We start from the raw sequence: 16753 nt of genomic DNA, 5'->3' as shown, positions 1-16753 counted from the left end.
CTACTCCTCCTGTCCCTTCATCAGGCCCGGAAGCAGCTCCTCCATGAGCTTGAGCGTCTCCGGGTCCAGCGCCTCCCCATTCATGCCGGCGCCGAGCATGGCGCCCATGTTGGGATTGCCGAGGTCCTCGTCTCCGTGGGCCTCCTGCCACCAGCGCACGCGCAACTGCTCGAGCGCCTGGGCCTTCGAGGGGCTCGCCTTGGCCAGCTCGCGGGTGAAGCAGTCGCCGCACGTCCACTTGAAGCGGTACGCGTCCACGTAGGAGCGCAGGGCCTTGAAGAAGGCCTCGTCCCCCACGAGCTTGCGTGAGGCGTGGTGCAGCAGGGGCGCCTTGCCGTACACCAGCGCGCCGTACTGCATGGAGTCGTCGAACTCGGAGGTGGGCCGGTCCGCCGGGCCGTCCTTGCCGCCCGAGAGCCGGTACAGGTGGTAGGAGCCCACGAGCGTCTCCTCGCGCATCCGCTCCGCCACCGCGCGCCCGTGCTTCCACTCCATGTAGAGCAGCGCCGCGTACTGGGCGAGCGTCTCATCCACCACCGGCATGTGGATGGGATCCGAGCCCACCAGCGCGGCGAAGTACTGGTGCGCCACCTCGTGGGCCACGGTGAACTCGAGCGTGCGCTCCAGCGACTGGCCCAGCTGCGCGAGCGGTGCCGTGTCCCCGCCCATGGCCTCCAGCAGCTGCTGCATCTGCCCCATGCCCGGCACGCCCTGGAGCACGCTGTTCGGATCCGCCGCCCCCCGGTAGAGGGCCGTGCCCACGGTGACGAGGCCGGGGAACTCCATGCCGCCCGCGCCACCGGCCAGCGGGGCCTCCACCACGCGGAAGTACTTGAACGGCAGCGGCCCGAGGCGGCGCTCGAACTCGGTGAGCACGTCACGGGTGTACTTCAGCACGCGCTTGCCCACCGCGGCGTCACGGGCGGCGAAGTGGCTCTCCACGGTGACCCCATTCACCGTGGTGGTGGCGCTCTGATAGCCGCGCGAGGCGAACACGGGGAAGTCCCGCACCGCGCCCGCCGCGAAGGTGTAGCGGATGCGGCCATCCTTCTGGGGCAGCTCGCCCATGGGGACGCCCGTGGCGAACACCTTCCAGCCCGAGGGAACGGTGACGTTGGCGAGCACGTTCGAGGGTTCGTACAGCGCGAGGTCGCCCACGCCCGAGGGACCGGCCCAGGGATTGCCGCTCGTGTCGAGGGGAGGCACCAGGGGCACCACGCCCACCAGGCTCATGAAGTCGTCCATGGCGGCGAAGGCGCCGTAGTCCCCTCCCCCCTCCGACGAGCCGAGCGAACCCAGCAGAGACGTGGAGCCGGGCTGAGCACGCGGCACGCGTGCCTCCAGGTCCAGGTCCACCACCACCGAGCCGCCCGGAGCCACGGGGCTGGCCAGAGGCAGGCGGTAGAGACCGTCCTCGGGACGCTCCGGCATCACCGGCTTCCCGTCCACCTTCACCTCGGAGAGCTCCACGCGCGGCTCGAAGGCATTGGGGGTGACGCGCAGGTGGACGGCGTCCAGCGGACGGTTGCGCACGAACAACTCCACGCGCAGATGTCCCTTCACCTTGCGCGTCTTGGGATCCACCTCGAGCTGGACCTGGTAGCGGGGCAGGTTCTCCAGGGGTCCGAGCGCCTGTGCGGCGCGGGCCTTCTCCTCGGACTTGAGGTGCTGGAGGGAGAACTGCACCTCGGGCGGGACGAAGCCCTCGGCGGGAGCAACCCCGGGCACGAGCAGCAGAGCCAGCAGCGGCCAGCGACGCAGGTAGGCGAGCATGAAACGGATGTTACACCGCCCAGCCCTCCCTCTCCCCTCGGGAGAGGGCCGGGGTGAGGGTGCCTGTCACAGTGCTCCACCCGTGAACACTCCGGGCCCCTGTTTCTCACCCGTGGCCCTCACGGCTTCACGCGCTTCAACTTCCCCCGGCGCTTGCGCCGCTCCAGCCGGCTCGAGTCCGAGGGGGACTCCATCCGCGGCAACCCCAGCGCCCGGCGGCCGTCTTCCTCGAGCCGCTCCCGCAGCAGGGAGAACGCCTCGGGCTCCCAGAGATGCCCGTCCTGTCCGGAAATCCATCGAGCTGCACATGGTAGAAAGTGAGCACGTGACGAGCCTATCCCGGTGCTCCCCGGGGTGCGTTCCTCCCCCGCGTCAGCGCGGCCACGCCGTGCACGTCCTGGAGTCACCATGACAAACCTCTCGACCCGTGCCCGGGCGCTGATGGAGGCACTGTCCGCGTGGGGACCCCACCACGAGCCCCTGCTGCCAACACTCGGCGCCCAGAACGAGCCGACCCTGGTGCTCCCCTCTTCCGGAAGCTGTTCTCCGCTTCGGAAGACAAGGCCCGCTCGCTCGCCATCGCGCTGCACCACCTCCTCTCCCACCTGGGCCCGGAGGACGTGCGCGGCCTGGACGAGGCGCTGCGCCAGGTCAGCTTCTACGAGACGGACTACCCGGACGACCTGGCGCGGGCGCGGGTCCGAGCGCGCCTCAGGAGCTGGCTGGACGCGTCCTTCCGGAGCTTCTCCGCCAGTCCCTCGGCCGCGCAGGTCCGCGCGCTGCGGGAAGCCGTGCGCACGGCCCGGAACCTCGACCCCGAGCTGGCGCGGCAACTGGACCACCAGCTGCGCGCCTACGAGCCCTGAGCTGCTTCAGCGGCTCACGGGCAGCCGGAGCTGACCTCTCGAGCACCCTGGTAGCCCGTCCCGGCCGCGATGACGTAGCCTTGGATGACATGGGTGAAGAACGCGGCGTCCTCGTAGCCTCCGAAGCGGGCCTCTCCATCCGTTCCGTCCGGGACGTGGCCGATGCCATCGGCGCATGCTTCGGGGCGGAGGGAATCCTCTTCACCGAGGAGGAGCTCGCTCCGGAGTTCTTCAACCTTCGCACCGGGTTGGCGGGCGAGTTCCTACAGAAGTTCGTGAACTACCGGCTGCGCGTGGCGCTCGTCGTGCCCCACCCGGAAGCCCACGGAGAGCGCTTCAAGAAGGCGAAGCCTGGCTCCGCGCCTGACGCGTGAACCTCAGAACTGGAACAACCCGCCCCCAGAGGGGCGGTTGATGACGCCATCGCAGGTGGTACCGCAGACCTTGTTGGGGTCCAGGGGCTGCTGCGAGGTGGCCATCACCGTGCCGACGGCGGCGGCGGTGACCACGGCGCCCACGCCGGCCCAGAAGTACCAGCGGCTGGTGAGCGGGCTCGCCGAGGCGACGGCCGGAGTCGGCTGCGGGGTGAGCGGCGAGGGGTCCGAGAGGGACGGCGTGAGATTCGCGGCCTTCGGCTTGTCGGACTGCGCGAGGGCCTCGGGACGCAGGTTGACGGAGACGGTGTACTCCTTGCCGGCGCGAACGGCGATGCGCTGCGACTCGGAACGGAAGCCTTCACGCTGGACGACGATCTCGTAGGAGCCGGCCGGGAGCATGAGGCTGTCGAGCGGGGCCACGCCCTTGTCATCGCCGTTGATGAGGACGCGGGCGCCCTCGACATCGGCCTTCACGGAGACGAAGCCCGAGGTGGGCTCGAGCAGCGCGGTCACCTCGGTGAGCTCACCCTCCTTGGCGGTGATACGGCGGGAGAAGTCGCGGTAGCCGGACTTGCGCACGGCGACGACATGGTCACCGGGGTCCACCTCGATGGGGCCCTTGGGCATCGCCCCCAGTTCCTGCTCATTCAGGAAGAAGCGCGCCCCGCGGGCGGAGGTGCCGCCCAGCTTCACGAGCAGCTCGGTCTTCTTGACGAGGGGCGCGAGGAGATCGGACCCCTCGGCCTGCGCGTCCGCCTGCTCCTCCGGCTCCACGGCCTTGGCGCCCTTGCCCTTCTTGCCCTTGGCCCCCTTGGCGGCCTTCGGGGCCTTCTTCTTCGTGTCCTTGGGTGTGCGGCGCTGGGTCGTCTTCCCCTTGCCCTTCTTCGCGGACGAGGAGGGCGCCAGGGGCGCGAGGAGATCATCCATCCCCTGCGCGTAGGAGGACGGCGCGGCGAGGCACAGGAGCAACGCGATCAGGGAGGCGCGGCGCAGGAGCATGGCGGGTACAAAGGTTAGAGAGTCACGAGAAAGGGGTCAAACAGGAGCCCACCTCGGAGGCGGGTTGAGGGAAGATCCCCTCCCATGTCCCGAAAGATCATGTGGATCGCAGCGGGTGGCCTCGCGGCCGCCCTCACGGCCTGCCCGGCCCGGACCCCTGGCCAGCCCCCGGCGCCGCCCCCCATCCAGGTGCCCCCCGGGTGCGAGAAGAACCAGGCAGGCGAGTACCACCACACGGAGAACCCCGCGTTCCGCTACGTGGGCGAGGATGACGGGGGCACGCTGACGTTGACGCTGGCGCGCACCCGGCAGGGCCTGGAAGCCCAGGCGGATGGGGGCTCCACGGTGAGCATCGTGCTGAACCGCACGTCGGACGGCTTCGTGGGCGAGACGCGCTCCACCACGTTCACCACCGGGGGCGCGGCCTGCCCGATGCGCTTCCCGACGCGGGCGGTGGTGTGTGACGACAAGGGCCTGACGCTGCGTTCGATCGCCTCCACGGCCATCGACGAGGACTGCCGCCCGGCGCCCAGCGGTCCGCAGCCGGTGTGGAAGGACCAGCGGCTGCTGAGGGCCACACCCGACGCGGGGACTCCGGACGCGGGCGTCCCGGATGCGGGGACCACGCCCACGGCCGGAGACGGCGGCACCTGAAACTCCCTCTCCCCCTGGGAGAGGGTCGGGGTGAGGGTCTTCCCCACCCCGGTTCCCACTACGCGGCGCGGCGGGTCTGCTCCTCGGACACCGGCATGGGAGCGGGAGCGGACTCGGAGACCTTCAGGCGGCCCTCCAGGAGGCTGGAGAGGCCGACGTAGGCGAAGCCGGCGAGGAACAGGAAGATGAAGGGCACCGAGCCCCAGATGCGCTTGTCGATGGCGAACCAGAGCGCGCCCAGGAAGTAGGTGGCGAAGCCGAGCTCGATGAGGGGCAGCAGGGTCTTGCTGCCGCGGTAGCTCTTCTTGATGGCGGTGATCTTCTTGCCCTCGGCACCGGTCTTCGGGGTGCGGGCGAAGGCGGACTGCTGGCCCAGCAGCGCCTCGATGACGGCCTTGGCGTTGCTGATGGCCATGCCGATGCCCAGGCTCATGAGGAAGGGCAGGTACTTGAAGCGATCCCAACCCTTGGCGCCCTGCTCGCGCTGGGCGGCCACGTAGAAGACGCAGACGCTGGCGGTGGCGCTGATGAAGAAGGGCAGGTCCAGGAAGAGCGTGCCGTACAGGCCGTGCTGGAAGCGCACCACCATGGACAGCGGCATGAGCGCGCTGAGCAGCACCATCAACAGGTAGGCCATGTTGTTGGTGAGGTGGAAGAAGGCCTCGCGCTTGACGGCGAAGGGCAGGTCGCTCTTGAGGATCATCGGCAGCAGCTTGCGCGCCGTCTGGATGGAGCCCTTGGCCCAGCGGTGCTGCTGGCTCTTGAAGGCGTTCATGTCCACCGGCAGCTCGGCCGGGGAGATGACCTCGGGCAGGAAGATGAACTGCCAGCCCTTCACCTGGGCGCGGTAGCTCAGGTCCAGGTCCTCGGTGAGCGTGTCGTGCTGCCAGCCGCCCGCGTCGGAGATGGTGATGCGGCGCCAGATGCCGGCGGTGCCGTTGAAGTTGAAGAAGCAGCCGGCGCGGTTGCGCGCGGTGTGCTCGATGATGAAGTGGCCGTCCAGGAAGATGCTCTGGGCCTCGGTGAGGATGGAGAACTCACGGTTGAGGTGGCCCCAGCGCACCTGCACCATGCCCACCTTGGAGTCGGCGAAGAAGGGCACCGTGCGCAGCAGGAAGTCCGGGCTGGGCACGAAGTCCGCGTCGAACACGGCGATGTACTCGCCGGTGGCCGTCTTCAGGCCGTTCTCCAGCGCGCCCGCCTTGAAGCCCGAGCGGTTCTCGCGGTGGATGTAGACGATGTCGTGGCCCTTCTGCCGGTGGCGCTCCACGCAGGCGCGGGCGATGCCGCACGTCTCGTCCGTGGAGTCGTCCAGCACCTGGATCTCCAGCAGCTCGCGCGGGTAGTCGATGCGGCACACCGACTCCACCAGGCGCTCCACCACGTACATCTCGTTGAAGATGGGCAGTTGGATGGTGACCCGAGGCAACGCCGGAAGCACGCCCTTGGGCGTGGGCAGCCTGAACTTGTGGCGGTAGTACAGATACGCCATCCGGTAGCGGTGCGATCCGTAGACCGCGAGCACGCACAGGACGCTGAAGTACACGCCCAAGAAGATGATCTCGACGGTGGTCATCTGACCTGGCCCCTCCCGCGGGTGAAGTCGCCGCGGTCCTTACGCTGCTCGGCGGAGTTTGAAACACCGACCCGCGCGGACCGCCGCACTCGGTCCCTCGGGGCCCCCCGCCACGTATGTGCCCGGAAAGACAAGGTTTTGTCTTTACCGGTTCACAACGAGCGCCGGACAATAGGGACGCGTCAAGAGCCTGTCAAATGGTTGTCTGGCGCCGCACCCGCGGTGCGACCTCAACTCGCGGCGCGCTGGGCCACCGCGACGGGCACGGCGGCGGGCGGTTCCGGGGCGAGCGGCGCCTCGGTCACGTCCACCTCGTCGCGCGTGGCGAGCGACAGGATGTGCTCCACGAGCGCGGGGAAATCGAGCCCCTTTTGGGCCGCAATCTTCGGCAGCAGGCTCACGGGAGTCATGCCGGGCAGCGTGTTCACCTCGAGGATGACGTCGTTCTCATCCTCCGAGCAGATGAGATCCACCCGGCCGTAGCCGCGGCAGCCCAGGGCGCGCCAGGCAGCGAGCGCGAGCGACTCCACGTTGGCCACGCGCGTGGGGGACAGGCGCGCGGGGAGGAAGTAGCGCGAGCCGCCCTTGTACTTGGCATCGTAGTCGAAGCCCTCGCGAGGGGTGGCGATCTCACAGGTGCCGAGCACCTCCTCGCCGAGGATGCCCACGGTCACCTCGCGGCCGCGCGCCATGCGCTCCACGAGGGCCTCGCCGCCGAAGCGGCAGGCCTGGGCCACGGCGGCGGCGAGCGCCTCGGGCTCACGCACCACGGAGAGGCCCAGGGAGGAGCCGCCACACGCGGGCTTCACCACGCAGGGGAAGCCGAGGTCACCGTGGAGCTCCAGGGAGCGCGGGACGTCGGCGCGGCCGAGGCGGTAGCCCATGGGGGTGGGGAGGTTGTGCAGGCGGAAGAGCTTCTTGGCCATGGGCTTGTTCATGGCCAGCGCGGAGGCCAGCACGCCCGAGCCCGTATAAGGCAGCCCCATGAGCTCCAGCAGGCCCTGCACCTTGCCGTCCTCGCCCATGCGGCCGTGGAGGGCGAGGAAGGCCACGTCGAGCTCGGCCGAGCGCAGGGCGCGGTCCAGCCCGGGGCCGGCGAAGATGCGGCTCACCGTGTGGCCGCGAGACTCGAGGGCCGCCACCACCGCCTCACCCGTCTTCAACGAAATCTCCCGCTCCTCGCCCCAACCCCCCATCAGAACACCGACGCGCTTGCCCATGACTTTGGATTCCTCCTTGCCAGGGGGCTAGAGCACGCGGGATGCCAACGGGGCGTGAGTGCACGCGTGCTCGCCCGGCTGCTCGAAAGTGCCGTCTTCCCGGGCACTTCGAGACACGGAGAGCGGGGACCCACACGGAGCGAGCGTGTCCGGAAGACCACGGCGTGGCCCTCGGACCACGCCGAACCACCCCGCGCGCCATCCCCTCTCCCCCCGGGAGAGGGACGGGGTGAGGGTATCCGGGCCCGTCCTCCCCGCTGTTCACCCGAACCAGCGTCCCGAGGTGGGAGCAAAAATACGGAGCTTCTCGCGCAGACTCTCGGGGGCACGCGCCTGAATCACGGCGTGTACTTCATCAGGGCTGTAGGCCTGGCTGAAGTGCATCAGCACCAGGGCCTCGTTCTGGAAGCTCTCGGCCCGCGCGAGGATCTCATCCAGATGGATGTGCAGGCGCTCCTGCGCATCCTGCACCGTGCGCTTGGAGTCGATGAACGTGCACTCCATGATGAGCACCCGGCAGTCGAGCAGCGATGGAGCGGTCTCCAGCACGTGCGAGAGCGTGTCGGTGGCATAGGCCAGCTCCAGCCGATCCATTTCATCGAAGAGGGGCTCACCCGCCTGGCGCCGCCGGCCGATCTCCGAGGGGGGCAGGCTCTGGAACTCGGGCTTGAGCTTCGAGACGCGGCGGAAGAACTGGTAGCAGAGCGAAGGCACCTTGTGGTGCGTGCGGAAGGCGCGCACCCACAGCCCGTGCCCGAGGTGATGCGTGTCCCCCGGGTGCATCGGCACGGTCTCGATGTCGGTCTCGGTCCGATGCAACCTCCCCTGAACCGCGAGGGCCTCGCGCACGGGCGCTTCGATCTCCGCGGGCAGGAACACCTGCGGAGGTGGCTTGCCGATGAGCGTGCGGATGCCGAGCAGAGACCCGAGCGCGCTCGCGTGGTCGGAGTGGCCGTGGCTCAGGAAGATGCGGTCCGTCCCAGCGAAGGAGCGGATGGGCACTCCGGCATCGAGCACCACGCCGAGCTCCGGCACTTGCAGCGACGTGTACACGCCGCCGACCGAGATGCCTCGAATCGTATAGGGCCCCGCGCTGACCTCGGTGAGCATCCCGGGAGGCTAACCGGTGGCCCGCACGGGCTCCAGCAACATGGGCAGACCGCCCCTGGGCCGGAGTGCCACCAGCGGCTCCAGTTCGACCGTCCGCCCGGGCACGAGCCGCGGCCGGAAGCGCCGCAGCACCCCCGCGAGCACCAGCACCATCTCCATCATCGCGAAGTGGCTGCCGATGCAGTGGCGCTGGCCCGCACCGAACGGCAGGTACACCCACTTCGGCCGCTCCGCCGCGCGCTCGGGTGAGAAGCGCTCCGGGTCGAACCGCTCTGGCTCCGGCCAGAACCGGGGCTGGCGGTGAATCACATAGGGCGACACGGCCACGATGAGGCGCGGATCCGCCGGAATGCGGATGCCATCGAGCACATCCTCCTCCCGCGCCTGCCGCACCATGACCCAGGCCGGTGGATACAGGCGCATGCTCTCCTCGAGCACCTGCGCGAGGTAGCGCAGCTTCGGAATGTCCTCGGGCCCGGCCGCACGCTCCCCGAGCACCTCGGCCACCTCGCTCCGTGCCCGCTGCTCCACCTCCGGGTGCTGGGACAGCAGGTACCACGCCCACGTCAGCGCGTTGGCCGTCGTCTCATAGCCGGCGATGAAGAGCGTCATCAGCTCGTCGCGCAATTGCGCGTCCGTCATCCGCTCGCCCGTCTCCGCGTCCTGCGCCTCCATCAACATCGCCAGCAGGTCCTGCCCCTGCGTCTCTCCCCGGCGGCGGCGCGCGATGATGTCGAAGACGACCGAGTCGAGCGTCTGGCGCGCCCGGAGGAACGCGCGGTTGCCTGGCGTGGGCAGGGAGAGCGGCAACGGAAACAGCGAGAGCACCCGCTCGTTCACCACCTGCTGCCCCACCGTCAGCGAGGGCAGGACACGGTCCGCCTCGCCCAGCACCTGCGTGGAGAAGAGCGCCCGGCTCGCGATGGAGAGCGTCGTGCGCGCCATCTCGTCCGCCATCTCCACCGGAGCGGAGGTGTCGGAGCGCGCCTTCCACCGCTCCACCATCCGTTCCACCTCTTCCCCCATCATCCCCACCATCCGCATCAGCCGCTCGCGATGGAAGGCGGGCTGCGCGAGCCGCCGCTGCCTCATCCAGAACGGGCCCTCGCTCGTCAGCAGGCCATTGCCCAGCATGGTGCTCAACCGCTGCGCCCCCGAGCCCTTCGAGTACCGGCCCACGTTCTCCACCAGCACGTGCCGCACGTGCTCCGGGTTCACCAGCGACAGCACCCGGTTCACGGGCCCCATCCGCCACTGCACCACGTCGCCGTACTCGCGGTGCATCCGCACGAGGAACCCGAGTGACTCACGGCGCCGCTCACGCAGACTCCCCCAGAACCAGTGGCCCTTCGGCCCCGGGGCCTCTCGCGTTGCCGTCATCACGCGCTCATCCTACTCCGCTCGAAGGCCGCGCGATTCAACACGCTGCGCCATCCCAAGTTGAACTTGATGTCATGTTCATTTACACGGGAGTTCCCCGATAAGCGGATGCTACAAGGAACCGCATGAGCATCGAGCAGCAGCCCCTGGATGTGGAAGGAATCGCCATCATCGGCATGGCCTGCCGATTCCCTGGCGCCCCCACCGTGGAGCAGTTCTGGCACAACCTCCAGGAAGGCATCGAGTCCATCTCCTTCTTCTCCGACGCGGAGCTGGAGCGCGCGGCCATCGATCCGGCGGAGCTGGGCGACGCACGGTACGTCAAGGCGCGGGGTGTCCTCGAGGGCATCGAACTCTTCGACGCGCGCTTCTTCGGATTCTCCCCGCGTGAGGCCGAGCTCACGGACCCGCAGCAGCGCGTGTTCCTGGAGTGTGCCTGGGAGGCCTTCGAGCGCGCCGGATATGACCCCGCGGCCTACGCGGGCCCCATCGGCGTCTACGCGGGCGCGGGAGCCAACGGCTATCTGCTCCACCACCTCGCCCCCGCCGGACGGCTGGTGGGCACGGCGAACGCGTTCCAGGCCATCCTCCACAACAAGAACGATCACCTGGCCACGCGCACCGCGTACAAGCTCGACCTCAAGGGACCGGGCATCTCCGTGCAGACCGCGTGCTCCACCTCGCTCGTCTCCGTGGTGCTCGCCTGCCAGTCGCTCCTCAGCCACCAGTGCGACATGGCGCTGGCCGGCGGCGTCTCCCTCCCCCTCCCCCAGCGCACCGGCTACCTCTACAACGAGCGCGGCATCGGCTCGCCGGACGGCCACTGCCGCGCCTTCGACGCCAGGGCCCAGGGCACCGTCCCCAGCAGCGGCGCGGGCGTGGTGCTGCTCAAGCGGCTCGCGGATGCGCTCGCCGATGGTGACACCCTCCACGCCGTCATCCGAGGTGGCGCACTCAACAACGATGGCGCCTCGAAGGTCGGCTACACCGCCCCGAGCGTCGAGGGCCAGGCCGAGGTCATCTCCATGGCCCAGGCCCTCGCGGGCGTGTCTCCCGACTCGATCTCCTACGTCGAGGCCCATGGTACGGGCACGCCGATTGGCGACCCCATCGAGGTCCAGGCGCTCACCCAGGTCTTCCGCCGCCACACGCGGCGCCAGGGCTTCTGCGCGCTCGGCTCGGTGAAGACCAACCTCGGCCACCTGGACACCGCGGCCGGTGTCGCCGGGCTCATCAAGACGACGCTCGCGCTCCAGCACCGGCGCCTCCCGCCCAGCCTCCACTTCGAGTCTCCCAACCCGGAGCTCGGCCTCGACTCCAGCCCTTTCTACGTCAACGCGCGCCTGCGCGACTGGGACGGTCCCGCCCCCCGGCGCGCGGGCGTGAGCGCCTTCGGCCTCGGCGGCACCAACGCGCACGTGGTCCTCGAGGAGGCACCGGAGCACACGGGCCCGGCTGCCTCGCGCCCCTTCCAGCTCCTCCCGTTGTCGGCCCGCTCGGACGCGGCCCTGGAGGCCATGACGGCCCGGCTCGCCCAACACCTGAAGCAGAACCCCGGCCTGCCACTCCCGGACGTGGCGTACACGCTCGCCGTGGGCCGGCGGACCTTCGACCACCGCCGGTTCGTGGTGTGCCGTGACGCGTCGGATGCCATCGCGGCGCTCGAGAGCCTCCATCCGGGACAGGTGGTCTCCCGCGTGCAGGAGCCCGTCCGCCGCTCGCTGGTGTTCATGTTCCCCGGCCAGGGCTCCCAGCATCTGGGGATGGCCGCGGACCTCCACGCTTCCGAGCCCGTCTTCCGCGAGGAACTGGACCGATGCCTCGAATCCCTGCGCCGGCGCCATGACCTGGACCTGCGCCCGGTCCTCTTCCCCGCCGACCGGAACGACGCCCACGCGGCGAAGCGGTTGGAGCAGACCGCCCTCGCGCAGCCGGCCCTCTTCGCCGTCGAGTACGCGCTGGCGAAGCTGCTCGAGGCCTGGGGTCTCCGGCCGGACGCGATGATCGGACACAGCGTGGGCGAGTTCGTCGCCGCGTGCCTCGCGGGCGTGTTCTCGCTGGAGGACGCGCTGGACCTCGTCGCGCTCCGGGGCCGCCTGCTGCAAGCGTGTCCCCCGGGCGCGATGCTCTCCGTCCAGCTCTCCGAGCGCGAGCTGTTTCCACTGCTCGGCGCCGGGTTGGAGCTCGCCGCGGTGAATGGCCCGTCCTCATGTGTCGCCGCGGGCTCCAGCGAGGCCGTTGAAGCGCTGGAGCGGCGGCTCTCGGAGCGCGCGGTGACGTACCGGCGGCTGCACACGTCCCATGCCTTCCACTGCGCGCGGGTGGACTCCGCGGTGGCCCCCTTCCGCGAGGCCGTGGCACGGGTGAAGCGCCACCCGCCCACGCGCCGCTTCCTGTCCGGCACCACGGGCACGTGGCTGTCCGCCGAGCAGGCCATGGACCCGGGCTACTGGGCCGAGCACCTGCGCCGTCCCGTGCGCTTCGCCGACGGACTGGATGAGCTGCTGAAGGAGGACAAGGCCCTCCTGCTCGAGGTGGGTCCGGGACGTGCCCTGCGCACGCTCGCGCGGTGGCACCCGCGCAAGAAGCCGGACACGGCGGTGCTGAGCTGCCTGCCAGCGCCCGATGAGCAGCGCACCTCGGACGTGGAGCACCTGCTGCGCACCGTGGGCCAGCTCTGGCTGCACGGCGTGGCCGCCCCGGGTCTCTTCTCCTCGGAGAAGCGCCAGCGGGTGCCACTGCCCACCTACCCCTTCGAGCGCCAGCGCCACTGGGTCGAGCTCCGTGCCGCCCCCTCCGCGCCGGTGGGCTCGCTCGAGAAGCACACGGACCTGTCGAGCTGGTTCTACCTGCCGGTCTGGAAGGAGTCGGTGCCTCCCTCCGTGCCGAAGCCCACGGCGGGTGCGAAGCCCACGGCCTGGCTGTTGCTCACGGATGGGGCGGGGCTCGGTGCGCGCATCGCGGAGCAACTCCGGAAACAGGGCGCGGAGGTGGTCGAGGCCCGGCTGGGACGCGCCTTCCGGCGCACGGGCGCGGACACCTTCGAGCTGGCCCCCACCCGCGAGGCCCATGCCTCCCTGCTCTCGGAGCTGCGCACAGAGGGGCGCGCCCCGGAGCGCATCCTCTATCTCTTCGGCCTCACGCCCGAGACCACCGGTGTCTCCTCCGAGGACGTCCTCTCCCGCTCCTTCCACGACCTGCTGATGCTGGCACAGGCGCTCGGGAGCCAGGGCCTGGAGCGCCCGGTGCATTTGATGACCGTGACCAACGGCATGCAGGAGGTCACCGGCGGAGACCTCGTGTGGCCCGAGCAGGCCACGGTGCTCGGCCCGGTCCGCGTCATTCCCCGTGAGTACCCCAGCCTCCGCTGCCGGAGCGTGGACGTCTCGCTGCCTCCCGCGGACAGCCTCCACTTCGAGCGGCTCGCCGGGTTGCTGGCGGCGGAGGCTTCCTCCAACTCCGAGGAGCCCGTCGTCGCATACCGCAACAACCGGCGGTGGGTTCAGGACTTCGAGTCTCTCCGCATCGAGGAGGGCACGCCGCCCCTGCGCGAGCGTGGCGTCTACCTCATCACCGGTGGCTTCGGCGGCATGGGGCTCTCGCTCGCCGAGGCGCTCGCCACCCGGGTGAAGGCCCGGCTCGTGCTCACCAGCCGCACCGGGCTGCCTGCTCGCGAGGAGTGGCCCCGGCTCCTGGAGGCTCCCGGCCAGGAGGAGACACGCCGGAGGATCCGCGCCGTCCAGCGGCTCGAGGAGCTGGGCGCGGAGGTGCTCGTGTGCCGCGCGGATGTCACCGGGCTCGAGGCGATGCGCGGAGCCGTGACCGCGGCCCGGGAGCGTTTCGGTGCGCTCCATGGCGTCATCCACGCGGCGGGTGTTCCGGGCGGCGGTCTCATCCAGCTCAAGACGCCCGAGGCCGCCGCCGCCGTGCTGGCCCCCAAGGTGAAGGGGACCCAGGTGCTCGCGGCCGCGCTCGAGGGCTCCCAACCCGACTTCCTCGTGGCCTGCTCGTCGCTGTCCTCCGTCGTCGGCCGGCTCGGGCAGGTGGACTACACGGCGGCCAATACCTTCCTGGATGCCTTCCTGCGCTCCTGGCACGCGCGCACCGGCATCCACGCCGTGGCGGTGAACTGGGGCGCCTGGGATGAAGTCGGCATGGCGGCGCGCAAGGGCTCCCGTGAGGAGGAGCCGGTCCGCGTGCTCGACCATCCCCTCCTCCACCGCTGCCTCGTGGACACGCCGGAGCGCCTCGTCTTCGCCAGCGACATCGGCAATGGCCCCTCGCGCTGGGTGGTGGACGAGCACCGCATCGTTGGCGTCCCCACCGTCCCCGGCGTCGCCTGGTTCGAGCTGGTCCGGGCCGCGCTCGCCGGCCGCGCCCAGGGCAGGACGCTCGAGCTGGTGGACACCTTCTTCCTCTTCCCGCTGCGCGTGCCGGACGGCGAGACACGCGAGATCCGGCTCGTCATCGACAAGGAGGGCGAGGACTACCGCTGGGTGGTGCGCTCGCAACCGAAGGACGGCACGGGCAAGGCCACCGCGCATGCCACTGGCCACGCCCGGTTCATCCGTGCTCCGGAGCCGCGGGTGCTCGACGTCGACGCCATCCGCCGCCGGTGCGGCCACACGCCCGCCTCCTTCGAGGCCGAGTACGAGGAGGACCTCGGGCCCCGGTGGCGCAGCGTCCGCCAGCTCCACGTGGGCCAGGGCGAGCTGCTCGTCACCCTGGAGCTCCAGCCGGAGTTCTCCGCGGACTTCGAGCGGATGCACTTCCACCCCTCGCTCATGGACCGGACCTCCGGCATGGCGAAGAGCTTCCTCGCCGAGCACGGCTTCTACCTGCCGTTCGGCTACGGGCGCCTGCGCTTCCTCGGGCCCATTCCGCGACGCATCCATGCCCTCGCGCGCTTCCCGGAGCAGGCCGGCTCCGATGGCGAAACGCTCGTCTTCGAGGCCGTGCTCATGGACGAGCAAGGCCGGGTGGTCGCCGAGGTGGAGCGGCTGACCCAGAAGCGGGTGAACGACCCCGCCGCCGAGCTCCGTGCACTGGCCGCCTCGCAGCAGGAGCCGGAGTCCGGCACCGGCCGGCCCGAGGCCGAGCGGCAGGAGATCCTCCCGCACGAAGGCGTGGCCGCGCTCGAGCGGCTGCTGGCGGCGCGGGTGATGCCGCAGGTAGTGGTCTCGGTGAGGGATCTGCGCGCCACCCAGGAGCGCACCGACGAGGTCGTCCGTGAGCGCATCGCGGAGGCGGTGGGCGGTTCACGCACGGAGAGCAGCGGGCTCCAGCCCCGGCCGGGCCTCAAGACGGCCTACGTGGCGCCTCGCAACGAGCTGGAGCAGAAGCTCGCCGCGGCCTGGCAGGAGGTGCTGGGCATCGAGGGCATCGGCGTCCACGACGACTTCTTCGAGCTCGGCGGCGATTCCGTCATGGCCATCCAGATCATGGCCAGGGGAAGCCGTCAGGGACTCCAGCTCAACCCGGAGCAGTTCTTCCAGAGCTCGACCATCGCGCAGCTCGCCCGCGTGCTGGAGGGGCTGCTGACGCTCCAGGGTCCGGTGGTGGGGCCCGTGCCCCTCACGCCCGAACAGCACCGCTTCCTCGGAGAGAGCCCTCCTCCTCCCACCGGGGCGAGCCGGGTGCTGGGGCTGAACCTCCCCGGGACCTTCGAGCTTCCCCGCTTGGAGAAGGCACTCGGAGAGGTGCTCACTCAGCACGATGCGCTCCGTCACCGCTTCGTCCGCGAGGACACGGGCTGGAAGCAGGAGGGCATGCCTCCGAGCACGGCCGTGCCGCTCCTGATGGGGGCTGACGAGACGAACCTCCAGACGAAGCTCGACCCGCACCAGGGCTCGCTGCTCGTGGCGACGCTCGTGCATCGCCCGGGACGGGAGGACCGCCTCCTGCTGGCCGGCCACGCGCTCGTGCTCGACGCGGCCTCGTGGCGCATCCTCGCCGAGGACCTGAAGGAAGCCCTGCGGCGCAAGGACGGCGAGAGCCCACGCCCGAAGACAGCCTCGTTCAAGCACTGGGCGGAGCGTCTGGCCGAGACCACCGCGTCCCGGAGCACCGAAGCCCCGTCATGGGAGAACCTCACGCGCATCCCCGTGGAGCGCACCGCGCGAGGGCCCCTGCGCGAGCACACGGTGTCGCTGACGGTGGAGGAGACTCGAACGCTCCGGGAGAAGCTCACGAGCGACTGGCGCGCCGACCTCGGCGAGGCGCTGCTCATGGGACTGGCCCGGGCGCTCCCGGGTTGGACGAAGGGACGCGCGCACCTCGTCGACTTCACCCGAGACGGGCGCGGCGTGTTCGAGGGCATCGACTGCTCCCGCACCGTGGGTTGCTTCGACGTGAGCTGGCCCTTGCGCCTCGAAACACCCGAGGGCGCCGATGAGGTCTCGCTCCTCAAGGCCATCAAGGAGCAGGTGCGCCAGCTCCCCGCGGGCGGTGCTCGTCCCCGGGCCGACGTGGAACTGCGGTTGTCGGGCGCGGGCGAGGAGCTCCCGGAAGGGCTCTCCAGTCAACGCCCACCGGGTGACCACGCCCTGGTGCTCGAGGGCTCGCTGTCCGGCGGCCGGCTCCACCTGCGTTGCATCCATGCTCAGGGCGCATGCCGGGACTCGGACGTGGAGCGGCTCGCCACGGACGTACTCGGTGCACTGCGCGCGCTGTGCGCCGGGGACCAGAACACCCGCGCCGCCCTCACCGCCTCCGACTTCCCCCTCGCCCGGTTGGACGAGGCGCAGATGGACACCCTCGCCCTGCTGCTCGAGCAGGCCGACCTGTCCGACGAGTGAC

General features: G+C 70.3%; 10 protein-coding genes. 4 read left to right on the top strand and 6 right to left on the bottom strand.

The features are described from left to right. Positions 1-1773 (bottom strand): M1 family aminopeptidase, encoded by a 1773-nt coding sequence (locus Q664_RS05735; RefSeq protein ID WP_043390685.1) that lies wholly within the window; start codon positions 1771-1773, stop codon positions 1-3. Between the two features lie 458 nt (positions 1774-2231). Between Q664_RS05735 and Q664_RS05730 the strand changes: the two genes are divergently transcribed. Both Q664_RS05730 and Q664_RS05725 read left to right on the top strand, forming a co-directional pair. Continuing rightward, complete coding sequence (locus Q664_RS05730; protein ID WP_043390684.1) at positions 2232-2639, top strand: hypothetical protein; 408 nt, start codon at positions 2232-2234, stop codon at positions 2637-2639. A gap of 89 nt (positions 2640-2728) precedes the next feature. Next, positions 2729-3013, top strand: coding sequence for a DUF4180 domain-containing protein (locus Q664_RS05725; protein ID WP_052517715.1), 285 nt, complete (start codon positions 2729-2731; stop codon positions 3011-3013). A gap of 3 nt (positions 3014-3016) precedes the next feature. Here Q664_RS05725 and Q664_RS05720 read toward each other — a convergent pair whose 3' ends face one another. Further along, positions 3017-4015, bottom strand: a complete 999-nt coding sequence (locus tag Q664_RS05720; protein ID WP_043390682.1) for a PEGA domain-containing protein — start codon at positions 4013-4015, stop codon at positions 3017-3019. Between the two features lie 84 nt (positions 4016-4099). Between Q664_RS05720 and Q664_RS05715 the strand changes: the two genes are divergently transcribed. Further along, entirely contained in the window at positions 4100-4669 is a 570-nt protein-coding gene (locus Q664_RS05715; protein ID WP_043390680.1) for a hypothetical protein, read from the top strand. Between the two features lie 58 nt (positions 4670-4727). On the opposite strand, the gene Q664_RS05710 is transcribed toward Q664_RS05715, so the two are convergent. From Q664_RS05710 to Q664_RS05695, 4 genes are all read right to left on the bottom strand, one after another. Continuing rightward, positions 4728-6245, bottom strand: coding sequence for a cellulose synthase family protein (locus Q664_RS05710; protein ID WP_043390678.1), 1518 nt, complete (start codon positions 6243-6245; stop codon positions 4728-4730). A 230-nt stretch (positions 6246-6475) separates the two neighbouring features. Next, positions 6476-7465: a D-alanine--D-alanine ligase gene (locus Q664_RS05705; RefSeq protein ID WP_043390676.1), complete on the bottom strand. Its 990-nt coding sequence runs from the start codon at positions 7463-7465 to the stop codon at positions 6476-6478. Positions 7466-7726: 261 nt separating this feature from the next. After that, a complete protein-coding gene (locus tag Q664_RS05700; RefSeq protein WP_043390674.1) occupies positions 7727-8575 on the bottom strand; it encodes an MBL fold metallo-hydrolase in 849 nt (282 codons plus the stop codon). A 9-nt stretch (positions 8576-8584) separates the two neighbouring features. Next, positions 8585-9955 (bottom strand): cytochrome P450, encoded by a 1371-nt coding sequence (locus Q664_RS05695; RefSeq protein WP_043390672.1) that lies wholly within the window; start codon positions 9953-9955, stop codon positions 8585-8587. 125 nt (positions 9956-10080) lie between these two features. Here Q664_RS05695 and Q664_RS05690 point away from each other — a divergent pair, with 125 nt between their 5' ends. Next, positions 10081-16752, top strand: coding sequence for a type I polyketide synthase (locus Q664_RS05690; RefSeq protein WP_052517714.1), 6672 nt, complete (start codon positions 10081-10083; stop codon positions 16750-16752). The last annotated feature ends 1 nt before the right edge of the window (position 16753 follow it).

The sequence above is a fragment of the Archangium violaceum Cb vi76 genome, assembly GCF_000733295.1.
Taxonomy (GTDB): Bacteria; Myxococcota; Myxococcia; order Myxococcales; family Myxococcaceae; genus Archangium; species Archangium violaceum.
The sequence above is the reverse complement of the archived record's forward strand: the minus strand, read 5'-3'. Positions and strand labels throughout refer to the sequence as shown.

Bases quoted from the DNA above. Each gene is read 5' to 3' on its own strand.
- Q664_RS05735 (WP_043390685.1), bottom strand. From the start codon at position 1,773: ATGCTCGCCTACCTGCGTCGCTGGCCGCTGCTGGCTCTGCTGCTCGTG.
- Q664_RS05725 (WP_052517715.1), top strand. From the start codon at position 2,729: ATGGGTGAAGAACGCGGCGTCCTCGTAGCCTCCGAAGCGGGCCTCTCC.
- Q664_RS05720 (WP_043390682.1), bottom strand. From the start codon at position 4,015: ATGCTCCTGCGCCGCGCCTCCCTGATCGCGTTGCTCCTGTGCCTCGCC.
- Q664_RS05715 (WP_043390680.1), top strand. From the start codon at position 4,100: ATGTCCCGAAAGATCATGTGGATCGCAGCGGGTGGCCTCGCGGCCGCC.
- Q664_RS05710 (WP_043390678.1), bottom strand. From the start codon at position 6,245: ATGACCACCGTCGAGATCATCTTCTTGGGCGTGTACTTCAGCGTCCTG.
- Q664_RS05705 (WP_043390676.1), bottom strand. From the start codon at position 7,465: ATGGGCAAGCGCGTCGGTGTTCTGATGGGGGGTTGGGGCGAGGAGCGG.
- Q664_RS05700 (WP_043390674.1), bottom strand. From the start codon at position 8,575: ATGCTCACCGAGGTCAGCGCGGGGCCCTATACGATTCGAGGCATCTCG.
- Q664_RS05695 (WP_043390672.1), bottom strand. From the start codon at position 9,955: ATGACGGCAACGCGAGAGGCCCCGGGGCCGAAGGGCCACTGGTTCTGG.
- Q664_RS05690 (WP_052517714.1), top strand. From the start codon at position 10,081: ATGAGCATCGAGCAGCAGCCCCTGGATGTGGAAGGAATCGCCATCATC.